This window comes from uncultured Wocania sp. (assembly GCF_964021735.1).
Lineage (GTDB): Bacteria > Bacteroidota > Bacteroidia > Flavobacteriales > Flavobacteriaceae > Wocania_A.
The window spans coordinates 1-16905 of the sequence record NZ_CAXIBN010000059.1 but is presented as its reverse complement, the minus strand read 5'-3'; the positions used below and the strand labels follow the sequence as shown (position 1 = coordinate 16905).

The window sequence follows — 16905 nt, the reverse complement described above, 5'->3', positions numbered from 1 at the left end:
TACACGATTTAAATTGATTTATGTGAAGAATAAATAGAAAATGCGTCAATCTGAAACGAGTTCAGGTTGATGAAAATCTTATTTTTAAGTAGTTTTTTATTCGGCACTTTCTTCCATAGTGTGATATACATTTTGCACATCATCATCTTCTTCAAGTTTTTCCAATAGTTTTTCAACATCGGCAGCTTGCTCTTCTGTTAATGGTTTTGTAACTTGTGGAATACGCTCAAAACCTGAAGATAAAATTTCAATACCTCTGTTTTCTAATTCAGCCTGTATAGCTCCAAAACTTTCAAAAGGTGCGTAAATTAAAATACCATCGTCATCAGCAAAAACTTCTTCGGCACCAAAATCTATAAATTCTAACTCTATTTCTTCAGGATCTAATCCTTCTGCATTAATTCTAAAATTACAAGTATGATCGAACATAAAAACTACCGATCCAGATGTGCCTAAACTCCCATCACATTTATTAAAATAGCTACGTACATTAGCTACAGTTCGTGTATTATTATCGGTAGCAGTTTCTACTAAAATGGCAATACCATGGGGAGCGTAGCCTTCAAAAATAACTTCTTTGTAATCGCCTTGACCTTTTTCGCTTGCTTTTTTTATAGCACGCTCTACATTATCTTTAGGCATGTTTACTGCCTTTGCGTTTTGTATAACGGCACGTAAACGCGAATTACTATCAGGGTCTGGACCACCTTCTTTTACAGCCATTACAATATCTTTACCAATACGTGTAAAGGCTTTGCTCATGGCAGACCAACGTTTCATTTTTCTTGCTTTTCTAAATTCAAAAGCTCTTCCCATAATTTGTAAGGTTGTTTGTTGTTAAGTTAAAATGTAAGCGTAAAAATAATAAAAGTAAGTAGAAATAAAAGCAACTAAAAATGATAATATTTAAAGTGCTCAAAACAGTTACTAGTCTTGCTGAAATTAATTTTTACTCTTCGTCTGGTTCTACAATATGTTCTATTGCTTTTGCTAATTTAAAGTCTTTTTCGGTTACGCCTTTAACATCATGAGTTGATAAAGAAATTGTAAGTACATTATATACGTTACTCCAGTCTGGATGATGGTTTAAGGCTTCACACTCAAAAGCAATTCTACTCATAGCACTAAAGCAATCTTTAAAGTTTTCGAACTCGAATTCTGCATGAATGGCATCGTCATAATATTCCCAATCTGGTAAGTGTAATAATTTTTTTTCTATATCATCATCTGATAGTTTATTCATGATTTATATGTTTTATGGTAATAATTTCAATGTAATGATTTCAAATATTAAAATCAATTAAATTTTTAATTCTGTTAATATGTCTTGACTAATTAGTTGTAGGTTTTTTGGGAGTAAATTATATTTTGGTAATACAGCTAAATATCTGTCGTCGTTAGTTGTATATACTTGTTTGTAAATGGCTTTTGGTAAGTTTAAAGTGTTTATTATGTCTTTTATAAATTCATCATGATGCACCAAATCATTACTTCCTAAGTGAAATACTCCAGATTTATTCCTATTTATTACATAATGAATTTGTTGTGTTACTTTAGTATCAGTCGTTACATTCATTATTAAATTTGGAAACACTTCAATTGGTGTTTTTTCTTTAATATGATTAATAAATTCTAATATACGAGGCGATTGATTACCAAAAACCATAGGTATCCTTAAAATAGCAACTTGTTTTTTAGGTAATCGTAATAGCATGTTTTCAATCTTAATTTTGAAATGGCCATAGATACTATTGCTTAAGGTTTTATCGGTCTCGTAACTTGGGTATTTACTGTAAGCATCGAAAACGTTCGCAGAGGATAGAAATATGAGTTTTGTTTTTTTTGAAAACACATATTCTGCAAGATGTTGATGGACTAAAATTTGTTTTGAAAAATCGCCACGTAGTGCTGAAATAATTATAGTTGGTTTTACAGCATCTAAAATTTCGTAAACATCATCATCCTCAATATTATACTGAAAAAAATGATGATTTTTTTCGAAGGCTTTGTTGGCCACGTTATATGTGCCGTAGGTTTTAAAATAGGAGCAGAGTTCTTTGTAAATAGCACCACCTAAAAAGCCACTTGCCCCTAGAATTAAAATTCTATGTTTACTTTCTGTCGCCTTCTCCTTCATTTATAATATATAGGATTTATTCTATCCTTTATAAAATGGCAATTTTATAACCGTTGCTGGAACTGCATTTTTACGTATTTGAATGTTTATTTTACTATCAACCGCAGCAAAAATAGCTGGGACATAACCTAGACCAATACCTATACCTAAACTAGGACTCATAGTACCAGAAGTTACAATACCTATTTTTTGTCCGTTACCATCAACAATATCGTATCCTTGACGCGGGATACCACGATCGTCTAGTTTAAAAGCAATGAGTTTACGTTCTGCACCACGTTCTTTTTCTGCCTTTAAGTTTTTACAATTTGTAAAGTCTTTAGTAAATTTTGTAATCCATCCCAAGCCTGCTTCAATTGGAGAAGTAGTGTCATCAATATCATTTCCGTAAAGACAATATCCCATTTCTAAACGTAAGGTATCTCGAGCCGCTAAACCAATTGGTTTAATACCGTAATCTGCACCAGCTTTAAAAACGTTATCCCAAATTTGCTTTACATCATCATTTTTACAATAAATTTCAAAACCACCACTACCAGTATAACCTGTTGCCGAAATAATAACATTCTCAACACCTGCAAAATCGCCAACTACAAAATTGTAAAACTTAATAGCAGATAAATCATGGCTGGTAATACTTTGCATCGCCTCAATAGCTTTAGGCCCTTGAATGGCAAGTAATGAGTAGTCTTCACTTAAATCGCGCATAGTAGCACCAACATCGTTTTTAGATGTAATCCAGTTCCAATCTTTTTCTATGTTACTAGCATTAACTACTAATAAATAACTTTCTTCTTTAATTTTATAGATAATTAAATCGTCAACAATACCGCCATCATCATTTGGTAAACAACTGTATTGTGCTTTGCCAATAGTTAATTTACTGGCATCGTTACTACTTACTTTTTGTATTAAATCTAGGGCATGTTCACCTTCAATTAAAAACTCACCCATGTGAGATACATCAAAAACTCCAACTGCAGTTCTTACGGTTTCATGTTCTGCGTTTACACCTTCATATTGCACAGGCATATTATAGCCTGCAAAGGGTACCATTTTTGCTCCAAGAGCTTCGTGAGTTTGAGTTAAGGCTGTGTTTTTCATTTACTAAAATCTATTAATTTTTGGTAAAGCAAATGTATAGAAATTTTATATATATCGCTTTCGCTGAAGGAAAAATAATGAAAAGCATTGTGCGAGATAACTTTAGTGTACTAAACTTTTTAAGTTGTCATTAGTTTCAATTTTTAGAGCATATCGAAAAAAATCACAATTTAAGCCTAACTTTTGGTAAATTAATTTCCTTAATATATTAATCACTCCAAAACATGTTTATAACATTTTCTAATTAGCAGCAAACTTGCATGATATTTTAGTTTTTGATAAATAAATTAACTAGTTTTTGCTCATTTTTCTGATGTCATCTTATTTAGTATGCCCTAATATTATAAATTAGGCAATAGTTTTATGATTATCTAACGTATAGATTAATAGTAGGGCACTAATAATGACAATGTTTTTTATAATATATTGTCCCTCTAAAGTTAGCACAAATGGGGCTTTAGAAAACGAAATATCTGGAAAAAAAAATACAGGAATAAATGTAAGTACTAAATGAAGAATAGCAATAATAATAGCCTTTTTTAGTTGAAAGTTAAATATTAAAAAAAATCCAATGATTACTTCTATGAGTGCTAAAGTTAAAATACTAATCATTTCTGGTAAAACTCCTATGGTTAAAAATGAAATGGTCTTTTTTGCAAGAGTATCAGCAGGACTTAGTTCTGGAAAAAATTTAAGAGCTCCAAACCATGAATAAATAATACCTATGCTTATAGTTAATAATCTAGTTTTGTTTATATTAGTTATAAAACGTACCATAATAAAATTTTTATATACGTATTATTCATTTGGTTAATTAACCAAATGAATAATACGTGATTTTAATAGTTGAATGCTTTTATTCACCTACAAGCTCTAGATATTTTTTATAGTTATAACGTGCAATTTTACGCCCTAAATTAAGGCCTTCGATGTTATCTGCTTGAATATGATAGCCCCCCATTACTCTAGAGATGCCTGCCATTTCTGCAGTTTTAGTAAATGTTGGAAATTTAAGAATTACAGGATTGCCAAGGTTATTTGGTTCAGTAAGTGCACCTGGTATCAATTCAGCCTCCGATCCGAATTTGTCATCACCTGTAAACAACTTTAACGCTTCCGCACAGCCACCACTTATTGTACTATGGCCAGAAACATAACTTGGAAAAGGAGGACATAAAAAAGTATCTGGAGAATAAGGTCTCCATTCTTGTCCTTTAAGTTGAGTCATGCCCTTTTCTGGCCCACCCCAGGCCTTGATAATCTGATCTTGATAGTAGTCATGTACTAAGGCATAAGGACGGGCATAATCATAAAACATTTTAGAATCCCAGCAAGCTATAAAACCATCCATAGCAACAGATTCCACTAAAAAATACATTTTCACATCTTCATCTAGAGTGTTATGGTCTCTTCTAGAAACATCTTGAGCAAACTTAAGCCAATGTCCAGCTTGCTGTACAGATTTTGGTCCATCACGCATAAATTCTACTAAGGCTTTATTCTCTGGAGTTAAATTAGCTTGTAGTTCTATAACTTCTTGAACTTCTTTTTTTAATTGTTCTGAGCCTACCATAGGTGGCGGACCAGGACGAAATTGATTTGCTGAATTCAATAAAAGAGGTTTCACTTTTTGCCAATATGGTGTTAAACACCCAGGAGCAAACTTACCGCCTTTGCCATCTGAAAAGAGTTTAGGTTGCCATCTGTTTAAGTCAACATTATTATCAACATCGTTTACAGGGGTATACCCCGTATAATCAAAATAAGGTTTGCCCATAGAACCTTCTACCTCGCCATATTGATTAGATCCATCTGTCTTACGTGCTTCAATAACCATTTTTGCTGCTAAATTACCAATACCTTCTGGCGTATTAGGATCTAGACTAGTATTATCAGGATCGTATCCTAGTTTTATCATTTTATTTCTAAACATGATACTATCTGAAAAATAATATTCGTTTAGAGCTCTATAAGCCGCATAGCTAACAGCTATTTCTTTATTTATTAATGTTCTTTCTGTTTCTGATTGACGCGGGACATCTGATAAGTATACAGGATTAGCTTTATCATCATATCTGGTCCAAGCATCAAACATAGAGGTAAAAATAAGACCTAAAAACCTAGAAGTAATAGTTGGTCTTGGTTTAAATTTATCAGTATCGTTTGCAGTGCCTTCCAGTGCTAAATAAGCCCATTGGTAAGCCACATTGTTTTCTCCTTTTGGTTGTTCTGTTTTATTGACAATGTTTTTAGCCATTTTACTTTTAGAATTATCTTTGCAATTCGTGAAAAAGAAGAAACAACATGCAATAATGGCTAATGGAATGGTTTTTAATTTCATAATTTTTTTAGTGGTTTTTATATTTCAATATTAACCTTTTGCTCTTTATTATGTTTTTTTATTGTACGGTTTAATTATATTGCTTGACGAAACATGTAATTTATTTGATAAAACTATGACATGCCTTATAATAGATGATGATCCTTTAATGTGTGACTTGCTTGAGCATTTTTGCAATAAGATTGATGAAATTACCAGTGTAGTAACTACAACTTCGGGGTTTGAATCAATAAATATTTTAAATCGATCCCATTTTGATATCATTTTATTGGATTACAATTTGCCAGATATAACAGGGGAAGATATTTTGAAAATCGTGGACGAAAACGCAGCTGTTATAATGATAACTTCAAATAAAAACTTTGCATCAGATTCCTATAATTACAATCAAATAGTTGATTTTTTAGTTAAACCAATTAATTTTCCTAGGTTTTTTAAAGGCTTTCAGAAGGTTAATAATTTTATTTCAAAGTATAAAAACAAGGCGGATAGGTTATTTGTTAAAGATGGAAATAAATTGGTTAAAATTAATTTAGAAGAAGTGTTTTATTTTAAATCTGAGGCTAATTATATTTCGGTTTTCAGTAACAATAGTAAAATATTGACCTTAATGACTATGAAAGATTTAGAAGTTAAATTACCAAATTATTTTCAAAGGGTACATCGTTCATATATTGTTAATTTAAATAAAATAAGTACTATTGGAAATAATTTTATGGAAATTAACAATACACATATTCCAGTAAGCCAGAGTTATGAAAAAGAGGTGTTGAAAAAAATCAATCTTTTAAATTAATACGTTTTTCTAATCTAAAACAACAAAGGTAATACGCAAATGTGTTATATACTTTTTGGGCGTTTTTTTGTTTTAAAGATTTAACCTCATTGGGCAGCACGTCCAATAAAGAGGTTAATTTTAAGTTGTTTATATGAGCTATAAGTTTATGTAAAATAGCTTCCCATTCGTCTTGGTTTTTGGTGGCAATACAAGTATCGATTCGTGTCATGTAAGTTTCAAATTCATCTATAAGTAAATTAAGTACTTTAACAATCTTACTGTTATCATAATCATAATTGCTGTATATATTGGAGAAATCTGGTAATGAAAATTCATTAGCTCCTAATATTTTGTGTATAAAATCTTTTAAGTGATCTATATCAAAGGGTTTTTGAAAATACATAGGACTTATAGATGCCATGACTTCAGGTTCTAAAGCCGAAATTAAAACAAGCGGGCAATCTATTTTTTTTGTTTTTATCCAATTTTTAAGCTCTGACTTTAGTTGGGTTTCATTTAGCAATAAATCGCTAAAAATTATATCAGGAGAATTTTGGGCTAAATATTCTTTAGCATCATCCAATTTTGTAACTTGTTTTAAAATAATGTATTTATCTTCTAGAATATGCTTCATTAATTCCAATGTAGAGCTATCATCTTCTATATGAAGAATTTTATAAGAATGCTCCAGCTGGGGTAAGGTGATTTCTTTTAATGAATTATCGTTTTTACTTTTATTTAAAGTTGAAGGAATGGCAGGAAGCTTAACATAGAATTCTGATCCACTGCCTTTTTTTGTTTTGGCTTTAAAAGAGCCTCCAAACAAGTTAGTTAGTTGTTTAACAATTGATAAACCTAGACCATACCCCCCATAGCGTCCTGATATATAGTCGCTTTCTTGAAAATAACGATTGTTTATTTTGTTGATATTCTCAGGTAAAATACCAATACCCGTATCTGTAACTCTAATTTCTATGAATTTTCCGTTATGCTCTACAATGGCAGCATGCAAAGTAATATTTCCATTTAAAGTAAATTTTATGGCATTTACTACTAGATTGGTTATAATTTGAGACAAGCGTAACGGATCTGTTTGAAAAGTTTCATTTTCAAGTTGTTCCTCTATTTCAATATTAAACGACAAACCTTTTTGTATGGCTTCATAGCGGTAACTTGAATGTATATCCTTCAAGAGTTGGCATATATTGGTGGGCTGATATTTAATATTCAAGTTTCCTTCAACAAGCTTTTTATGGTCTAGAACATCATAAACTAAACCAGCTAAATTATTAGAACTACGTTCCAACGCTCCAATTATAGGCAATTGCGCATCTGACGGTGTGTTTTTACGTAGCAATTGGTTAAGTCCTAAAATGGCATTAAGCGGCGTTCGCATTTCGTGGCTCATATTTTGCAAAAACTCATCCCGTTGTTGTTTTGCTTGCTTTTCTTTTTCAAGAGCTGTATTGAGTTTTTTTAAATTTTGGTCAATTTTGGTTTTCATTTTATCAAATGCCCTAGCTAAAATACCTATTTCATCATTTCTATTTATTGGAAGTTCGATATTAACAGCTAACCCTTTATCGTAGTTACTAATGGCTTTGGTAACTTGGTTAATTTTTTTTGAAATGAAGCTTACAAAAAGCCAAGAAACCAAAATGGAAATTAAACACACCCATAGCAATGTTTGAATACTGTCGCTTCTAACAGATTGGGCACTTTTGAGAAGCACATTTTGTTTTATGGTTGAAATCAAATAAATCTTTCTCTTTTCCTGAAAATAATTTAATTCTTTTATGTAGCTAAGCACACCATTACCTAATATTTTTGTTGAATTGTCACTTTTGTTTTCAGAGTTTATGATGGTGTTAGAGTCAACACTGAAATCCTCATAAAAGTTATAGATCTTATTCTTTTGAGAAGCAAATTCTTTATTCTTTTCAGGTGCATATAAATATTCACCTTCAGAATTAATTAAATAAAGTTGAGATTCTTCGTTAGATATTTTATTAAGAATATTATAAAATTTATTTAAATTCACATTTATAATAACAATTCCAATAATTTTATTGGATACATTAAAAATGGGACTTGCTGCTCTTAATGTTGGTGTGTAGGGTAGACTGATGACTCCATATTCTTCGTTTAAATTGATTTTGGAAAAATAGAATTCCCCTTTTTTTATGCCAATAGCCTCTTTAAAATAATCTCGATCACCCTTTTTCTGTAAATCATTGGATTTTAATATTTTGCCATCTATTTTATCGAAACGGATAATTTCTTCACCGTTATTTTTTGTACCTATATATCTAATTTGAAAATAGGAAGCTTTATTTTTAAGAACTGTGCTAAACAACTGATTGATATCCTTATTAGCTTTCTTTGAGAAATCGCCAAGCACATAATTTTGTAAAGATGGACTTGAAGCTATTACGGCTATATCATTAGAAACTTCTCCTAGCAAAGCATAAAAAGCTTGTTCCGCAAGTTCAGACTCAAATACCATTCGCTTTTTGGAATATTCAATAATCACATGGGATGATTTTTTAAATACCAAATAGCCTGATAGTAAAATAGAAAAGATGATTAATCCCGTAAAAAAAAGTGCTAATCGAAATACAATTGAATGTCTATACTTCATCAAATTAAGCTATAATGAATAACTTAATGCAAATTACGAAAGAATATTTAGTACATAGCAAAATTTAAACCATTAATCTCATTGAATAAATATGAGTTGACATATTTAAAATATTTTATGAATATAATTTCACTTGTAGTATTTACTTCAACAAAAATATTTTTAAATCCTCATAAGTAGAAATCTTAATAGCTACTTTTTCTTTCCCCATAACAGCTTGTATTTGCTCTGGTAAAGGCTGTTCTTCTTTAATAACAGTTTCTACAACATCTAAAAACTTTGTAGGATGTGCGGTTTCTAAAAACACACAATGCGCATTCGGATTGCCGCTTAAATAAGCTTTACAGCCTAAATATCCAACTGCTCCGTGTGGGTCTGCAACGTAGTTATAATTGTTGTAAATTTCAATCATAGCTTCTTTGGTTTCATCATCAGAAAAACTATATGATGATAAATTTCCTTTCAATGCATCAAAGTTGTTTTTATAGATTTCTTCAATACGAATAAAATTACTTGGCGCACCAACATCCATAGCATTACTAATGGTTTGTACTGATGGTTTTGGTTCGTATACTTGAGAAGTTAAATAACGTGTTACCACATTATTTTCATTATTGGAAGCTATAAAATGCTTTACAGGCAAGCCTAATTGTTGAGCCATCATGCCTGCACATACATTACCAAAGTTTCCGCTAGGTACAGAAAACACAATATCTTTATGTTTGTTATGCAATTGTTTGTAAGCAAACATAAAGTAGAATAATTGCGGTAACCAACGTGCTACATTTATAGAATTAGCAGAAGTAAGTTGCATGTTGCTTGTTAAGCTATCATCTAAAAAAGCGGTTTTAACCATGGCTTGACAATCGTCAAACGTACCGTTGACTTCTAATGCTTTTATGTTTTGACCTAAAGTAGTTAATTGCTTTTCTTGGATATCACTAACTTTTCCACTAGGGTAGAGTATAACTACGTTTACACCTTTTACACCTAAAAACCCGTTGGCTACAGCACCACCAGTATCGCCAGATGTGGCTACTAAAACAGTAACTTCGTTGGTGTTGTCTTTATTAAAATAGCCTAAACAACGCGCCATAAAACGTGCACCGACATCTTTAAAAGCCATGGTTGGACCATGAAATAACTCTAAAGTAGAAATATTATCATTTAGTTTTACTACTGGAAAATCAAACGATAAGGTTTCTTTTACTATTGTTTTTAAAGTTGCTTCAGGTATTTCTGGAGATACGAATTGTTTTATGGCTTCAAATGCGATTTCTGAATACGATAAATTATCGAAATTATTCCAAAATGATTTAGGTAGAGGTGTAATGGTTTCTGGGAAGTATAATCCTTTATCTGGCGCTAATCCTTTAATAACAGCATCTTTAAATGATGTGTTTGGGGCATTTTTATTTAAGCTATAATAATTCATTTTTATTGGTAATTTCAGTTTTGAGTCATTGCGAAGCAAATTTTTATTTGCTGTGGCAATCTGCTAAGAATTAGAAAGATTACCACGTCGTACCTCTTCGTCATGACTGAATTAATTTATTATTTTTATTCCTTCAGCATTAATTTTTGACACAAAAACATCAAACACTATATTTGTTTTAGAGTATAATTCTTTTATAGTATCTTTCACATTTTTAGCTTGTTCTATTCCTTCAGATAAAGAAAAAATTGAAGGTCCAGATCCAGAAATACCACAACCCAAAGCACCATTTTTTAAAGCCGCTTTTTTTACGTCTTTAAAATAAGGTATCAATTTACTTCTATGTGGTTCTATAATGACATCGTGTAAGGATCTTTTAATTAATTGATAATCGTTGGTGTGCAAACCATGAATTAAACTTCCAAAATTACTCCATTGTGTTATGGCATCTTGAAGCGTAACTTGTTTAGGAAGTATCGCTCTAGCCTCAGAAGTTTTTATTTCAATTTGCGGATGAATAATAGTAGCATACAAATTATTAGGTACTGGAATTTGTAAAACCTCAAGAGGCGATACGCTTTTAACCAAGGTAAAGCCACCAAAAATAGCTGGTGCTAAATTATCGGCATGCTCACATTTACTAGCTAAGGCTTCGCCCTTAATTGCAAATTCTGTAAGCTGGGTTTTGTTATATGGTTTGCCTAAAAGCTCATTCATTCCAAAAACACTACCAACTGCACTAGCGGCACTACTACCAATACCACTTCCTGGCTTTATGTTTTTATAGATTTCAATCTCAAATCCGCAATCTGGTTTTGCGGATTCGTACATTGCCAAAGCAGAGACACCAGCTACATTTAATTCGGTTTCATAAGGCAAATCAAAACCTTTAATTTTAGTTATAAAAACGCCCTTTTTGTTTATTTTTCTAATTACCATTTCATCACCAACGGTGTCTAAGCAAAAACCTAAAACATCAAAACCACAGGCGACATTGGCAACTGTTGCAGGTGAAAATATCTTTATTTCGTTCATATTTTTATAGATATAAGAAAATAGAGAAGAGAAAATAGACTTATATAAAACGGTCTTCGTTCTCTTTTCTTTATTCTTTGGTCTTTTTAATCATTTCCAATTCTAATAATATCCGAGAAAATACCCGAAGCCGTAACATCGGCTCCAGCTCCAGCACCTTTAATAATCATTGGTTGTTCTGGGTAACGTTGGGTGTAAAACATTACAATATTATCTTTACCTTCTAAATTATAAAAAGGGTGTCCTTCTGGAATTTCTTGTAAACCAACACTGGCTTTACCTTCATTTAATTGGGCTACATATTTTAGTTGACAATTTTTTACTTTCGCTGAAGCATATAAAGCTTGATAATGTGTTTCATCATCAATTAGTGTTTGGTAAAAATCATCGACAGAGTTACTTTTCAATCCAGATTCCGATAAGAATGGGGTGTTTTCAATGTCTTCTAAGTTCATTTCCATACCGCTTTCTCTAGCTAAAATTAATATTTTTCTAGCGACATCTACACCGCTTAAGTCAATTCTTGGATCTGGTTCTGTGTAACCTTCGGCAGCGGCTTGTTTAACTACATTGTAAAACTTTGTAGTATCATTGAAATTATTAAAAACAAAGTTTAAACTACCAGATAACACAGCTTGAATAGAGGTGATTTTATCGCCTGAAGCAATTAAATTATTTAGCGTATCTATAATTGGTAATCCAGCACCAACATTAGTTTCAAACAAATAGGGGGCATTATATTTAAGTGATAGACGTTTTAATAATTTATAGTTTTCGTAATTGCTTGAGCATGCAATTTTATTACACGCCACTACACCAATACTTTCTCTTAAGTAATTAGCATATAAATTTGCAACTTCTTTATTTGCTGTTATATCAACAAAAATACTACTGCGTAAATTCAATGCTTTAGTTTTTTTAAAAAAGCCATTTAATGTTGCTTTTTCCCCACTTGCTAGTTTTTCTTTCCAAGTTTTTAAATTAATACCCTCTTCATTAAAAATCATAGTTCTTGAATTCGATAATCCAATAACACGTAAGTTGATTTTTAAATTTTCTTTTAGATATTTTTTTTGCTTATTAATTTGTTCAACTAAGCGCTCACCAACGTTACCAACACCGGTTATAAAAACATTAAGTTGTTTTGTTTGTGTTTCGAAAAACTGTTCGTGCAATGTGTTTAAAGCTTTTTTTACATCTTTTTCTAAGATTACCGCTGATATGTTTTTCTCTGATGCGCCTTGAGCGATAGCACGAATGTTAATATTGTTCTTACCTAAACTACTAAACATTTTACCGCTAATCCCTTGATGGTTTTTCATGTTATCTCCTACAAGTGCAATAATAGATAATCCTATTTCCACTATAATAGGATTTATTTTATGAAGTGTAATTTCATTTTCAAAAGTAGCATCAATGGCTCTTTTTGCAGCTTTGCTATCAGCTTCATCAATCCCTAAACAAATAGAATGTTCTGATGATGCTTGTGTAATTAAAATAACATTTATTTTTTCTTGTGCTAAAGTTTCAAACAAACGTTTAGAAAACCCAGGAATACCAATCATTCCACTACCTTCAAGGGTTAATAATGCAATATTGCCTATGTTACTTATACCTTTAACTGGTGATGCTTCATTAGTTTCATCATTAGAAATAATAGTACCTATTGCTTCTGGCTGTAACGTGTTTTTTATGTGAATAGGAATGTTTAAATCTAAAACAGGTTGTACCGTTGGAGGATATAAAACTTTTGCACCAAAATGCGATAATTCCATAGCTTCTTGATACGAAATTTTTTCTATGGGATACGCTTGCTTTACTAGTTTTGGATTGGTAGTAAACATACCACTAACATCGGTCCATATTTCTAATTGTGTTACTTGTAAAGCCGCTGCTACGATAGCTGCAGTAAAATCAGAACCACCTCGACCAAGTGTAGTTTGTTCGCCTAAAGTCGAGCTAGCTACAAAACCAGGAAGTATTGTGATTTGTTGTTCGGCAGATTTAAAATAGTTTTGAATATTTGTATTCGTTATATTAAAATTGACTTCTGCTTTTGTGAAATTAGAATTAGTAATTATTAATTTCTGAGAATTTTTTCGTACAGCCGATAATCCTCTGTTTTTAACCGTTTCAGCAATTATGTAAGATGATAAAGATTCTCCAAAACTCACTAATTTATCTGATGTTTTTAGTGATAATTCATTGATTAAATATATGCCATCTAATAAATTTTTGAGTTGGTTTAATTTATTATCAACATTAGTTAAAATAGACTCACTTTTATTTGGATTCAATTCATTTATAATTTCAAAATGAATCTCCTTTATATTATTAAATGTGTTTAAAAAATCGTTGTCTTTATTTTGAGCTTGTTTACCAGCAAGTAGTAGTTTGTCGGTTATACCACCAATAGCAGAAACTACACATACTACATTGTCTTCTTTTGAATAATTATCTAAAATATGTATTACTTTGTTTATGTTTTTTGCAGAACCTACAGATGTTCCACCAAATTTTAAAACTTTCATTTTTTTAATGAATTAATGTTTTTAATAAATTGTTTAAAAAAGTGTAATTATAAAAATTACAAAGATAGTCCGAAGATAATATAATTAGCAACCCCAAAGGGTAGTAGTAATTGTAGTAGCACCAAAAATAGGTGTTAATCCTTTTGTAGAAAAAGGGAACACGATAGATGTATTTTGGTTTAAAAGATTCATTATATTCATATATAATACAAGCCAAATGTATTATTTTTAGCCTAATAAAAAAACAAAACGTATATTTTTACAGTATTCTTATGAAGCTTCTCTTTTTACAAAAGAATAATGATAAAACATATTAAGAATTAAAAAAATGATAATCAGCTAATGAAAATATTTTCCAAAGAACAAATTTATGAAGGCGATAAGTTAACTTCAGAACGCCAAAATATTTCCTCTACTGATTTGATGGAACGCGCAGGAACACAAATTTTTAATTGGATGCACATGCGTATGCAAGGTGCTCAAGTACCTATACATGTGTTTTGTGGCATTGGTAATAATGGGGGTGATGGCTTAGTAATTGCACGACATTTAATAACACATGGTTATAATGTTAAAACCTATATTGTTAATTGCAGCGATAAACGCTCTAAAGATTTTTTAATTAATTACGACCGGATTAAAAATGTGACTAAAAAATGGCCAACGCTTTTAAATTGTACTGAGGATTTTCCTGAAATACATCAGGATGATATAATAGTTGACGCTGTTTTTGGAATTGGATTAAACCGACCAGTTGACGATTGGGTTAAAGCTTTATTCATGCATTTTAGAAGCACTAAAGCCTTTACTTTGGCTATCGATATTCCATCTGGATTAAGTACAGATAAAATTCCTCAAGATGAAGATGCTGTGGTTTGGGCTGGTTACACATTAAGTTTTGCATCTCCAAAATTAGTATTCTTTTTACCAGAAACAGCAAAGTATACTGTGCAATGGGAAGTGTTAGATATAGGTTTAGATCAAGAATTTTTATACACCACCGCAACTGAAGTAGATTTAATTGGTAAACATGAAGTATTGCCTCTGTATATGCCTAGAAAAAAATTTTCGCATAAAGGGCAATTTGGACATGCACTTATAATTGGAGGAAGCTATGGTAAAATTGGTGCTGTAACTTTAGCAAGTAGAGCAGTGTTATCTGCTGGAGCAGGTTTGGTTAGTGTATACATTCCAAAATGTGGTTATCATGCTTTGCAAGCTTCTTTCCCTGAAGCTATGGTTTTAACTGATGTTGATGAAGAACTAATTTCTAAAATCGATTTCAAAATAACACCAACAGTTATTGGCTTTGGGGTTGGCGTTGGTACAAATACTAAAACTGTAAATGCATTTGAAGCATTTTTAAAAACTAATAAGGTTGCATTAGTTATAGACGCTGATGGAATTAATATATTATCTAAAAAGAAAGCCTTATTAAAATTGTTACCAGAAGCTACTGTTTTAACACCACATCCTAAAGAGTTAGAACGCTTAATTGGCAAATGGAAAGACGATTTTGATAAATTAAAGAAAGTAAAAGCTTTTTCAAAGAAGTATAATGCTATAGTTGTTATTAAGGGAGCAAACACTATAACTGTATTTGAAGAAAAACTTTATGTAAACACAACTGGAAACCCTGGGTTAGCCACGGCCGGAAGCGGCGATGTGCTCACAGGAATTATAACGGGGTTAATCTCTCAGGGATATAATCCGCTAGCAGCAAGCATTTTTGGTGTGTATTTACACGGAAAATCTGCCGACATTGCTGTTGAAGATTTTGGGTATCAAAGTTTAATTGCAAGTCATGTTATCGATTACTTAGGAGAGGCTTTTATAGATTTGTTTAAGCAACCCGAAGAAGCTCAAAAAGAAGAAGATGATTCACCAAAAGCATAGACATAAAAAAGTTGCAATCTAAAAAATAACTTTTTTAGATTGCAACTTTTAGCTTTTTAACTCTACTATATATTTAGTGATTCAAATACTTCAATAAGTTTTGGATCTGAAGGTCTTGGTGCATCTGCATTAACTATATTGCCAGTTGGGTCAATTAGTATAAAGCGTGGAATACCTCTTATACCATATCCTTTAACAAAATCTGAGCTCCAATCCTTATCTGCAAATAATTGAATACCGCTTAATTCTTTTTCGACTACCATAGTTTTCCATTTGTCATGGTCTTTGGCTTTATCAACAGAAATACTAACAAACTCTATATTTTTGTCATGGTATTTTTTCTCTACTTCTTTTAAAAATGGAATTTCTGCTTTGCATGGTCCGCACCATGTCGCCCAAACATCTACATAAACATATTTTCCTTTTAAATCGACTAAAGATGTTGTGCCACCAGCATTGTTTTCGTAACTATCAAACGTTGGAGAAGGCTTACCAATAAGCTCAGCCATCATAGATGCTCTTTCTTTTTGTTGTTTGTAATAACTTAAAATTTGCTCAGGCATTTTACTAATTTGCTCTGTTTCTTTAGCAATAAGTGTTGAGTCTAAGTCTTTAAAACTTCCTAATAAATCTGAAAATTCTTTGTTTATTTCGTTAACCTTTGCTTTAAAAGCTTCTTCATCTAAATCGAAAAAACCTGGAGGAAAAGCTGTTTCTTTAATTAAGGCTTGCTTTGCTAAATAATTACTCGATTCTGAACCAATGCCAGAATATGTTATAGACTCGTCAAATTCTTTAGTATCTATAGATATGTTTAAATCATACCCATTTTTTAAGAATATTGAAGTAGATTCTTTACCATCAAAAAAGTTATAAGTTCCTGTTTCTACCTTTAAAGTATCTTTAAAAGTACCATCTTCTCCAACTTTTAATGTTTTAGAGTATGTTCTATTTCTTACAACCAAAGAGTCACTATTCTTATCAGTTATTTTTCCTGATAAAGTAAC

Annotated in this window: 13 protein-coding genes; 2 read left to right on the top strand and 11 right to left on the bottom strand. The window is 31.4% G+C overall.

Going from position 1 to position 16905, the window contains the following annotated elements; all coding sequences use genetic code 11:
- Nucleotides 1–96 precede the first annotated feature (96 nt).
- From AADI82_RS07100 to AADI82_RS07075, 6 genes are all read right to left on the bottom strand, one after another.
- Entirely contained in the window at nt 97–816 is a 720-nt protein-coding gene (locus AADI82_RS07100; protein WP_341215750.1) for a YebC/PmpR family DNA-binding transcriptional regulator, read from the bottom strand.
- A gap of 133 nt (nt 817–949) precedes the next feature.
- Nucleotides 950–1243, bottom strand: a complete 294-nt coding sequence (locus AADI82_RS07095; RefSeq protein WP_341215749.1) for a 4a-hydroxytetrahydrobiopterin dehydratase — start codon at nt 1241–1243, stop codon at nt 950–952.
- A gap of 57 nt (nt 1244–1300) precedes the next feature.
- Nucleotides 1301–2137, bottom strand: coding sequence for a sugar nucleotide-binding protein (locus tag AADI82_RS07090; RefSeq protein WP_341215748.1), 837 nt, complete (start codon nt 2135–2137; stop codon nt 1301–1303).
- Between the two features lie 21 nt (nt 2138–2158).
- On the bottom strand, nt 2159–3241 hold the full coding sequence (gene gcvT / locus AADI82_RS07085; protein WP_341215747.1) for a glycine cleavage system aminomethyltransferase GcvT: 1083 nt from the start codon (nt 3239–3241) through the stop codon (nt 2159–2161).
- A gap of 348 nt (nt 3242–3589) precedes the next feature.
- Nucleotides 3590–4018: a hypothetical protein gene (locus AADI82_RS07080; protein ID WP_034039929.1), complete on the bottom strand. Its 429-nt coding sequence runs from the start codon at nt 4016–4018 to the stop codon at nt 3590–3592.
- Between the two features lie 79 nt (nt 4019–4097).
- Nucleotides 4098–5582, bottom strand: a complete 1485-nt coding sequence (locus AADI82_RS07075) for a vanadium-dependent haloperoxidase (protein ID WP_341215746.1) — start codon at nt 5580–5582, stop codon at nt 4098–4100.
- Between the two features lie 115 nt (nt 5583–5697).
- Between AADI82_RS07075 and AADI82_RS07070 the strand changes: the two genes are divergently transcribed.
- On the top strand, nt 5698–6378 hold the full coding sequence (locus AADI82_RS07070; protein WP_156113334.1) for a LytTR family DNA-binding domain-containing protein: 681 nt from the start codon (nt 5698–5700) through the stop codon (nt 6376–6378).
- Here the strand turns inward: AADI82_RS07070 and AADI82_RS07065 are convergent.
- From AADI82_RS07065 to thrA, 4 genes are all read right to left on the bottom strand, one after another.
- On the bottom strand, nt 6362–9001 hold the full coding sequence (locus AADI82_RS07065; protein ID WP_341215745.1) for an ATP-binding protein: 2640 nt from the start codon (nt 8999–9001) through the stop codon (nt 6362–6364). The two genes, AADI82_RS07070 and AADI82_RS07065, sit on opposite strands and share 17 nt — an antisense overlap.
- A gap of 142 nt (nt 9002–9143) precedes the next feature.
- Nucleotides 9144–10436, bottom strand: a complete 1293-nt coding sequence (gene thrC, locus AADI82_RS07060; RefSeq protein WP_341215744.1) for a threonine synthase — start codon at nt 10434–10436, stop codon at nt 9144–9146.
- 111 nt (nt 10437–10547) lie between these two features.
- A complete protein-coding gene (locus AADI82_RS07055) occupies nt 10548–11471 on the bottom strand; it encodes a homoserine kinase (protein WP_341215743.1) in 924 nt (307 codons plus the stop codon).
- An 86-nt stretch (nt 11472–11557) separates the two neighbouring features.
- Nucleotides 11558–14002 carry a bifunctional aspartate kinase/homoserine dehydrogenase I gene (gene thrA, locus AADI82_RS07050; RefSeq protein ID WP_341215742.1) on the bottom strand — a complete coding sequence of 815 codons (2445 nt, stop codon included), beginning with the start codon at nt 14000–14002 and terminating at the stop codon, nt 11558–11560.
- Nucleotides 14003–14344: 342 nt separating this feature from the next.
- On the opposite strand from thrA, the gene AADI82_RS07045 reads away from it, so the two are divergent.
- Nucleotides 14345–15898, top strand: coding sequence for an NAD(P)H-hydrate dehydratase (locus AADI82_RS07045; protein WP_341215741.1), 1554 nt, complete (start codon nt 14345–14347; stop codon nt 15896–15898).
- Between the two features lie 65 nt (nt 15899–15963).
- Here the strand turns inward: AADI82_RS07045 and AADI82_RS07040 are convergent.
- The coding region (locus AADI82_RS07040) for a TlpA disulfide reductase family protein (protein WP_341215740.1) at nt 15964–16905 on the bottom strand (942 nt) is incomplete at its 5' end.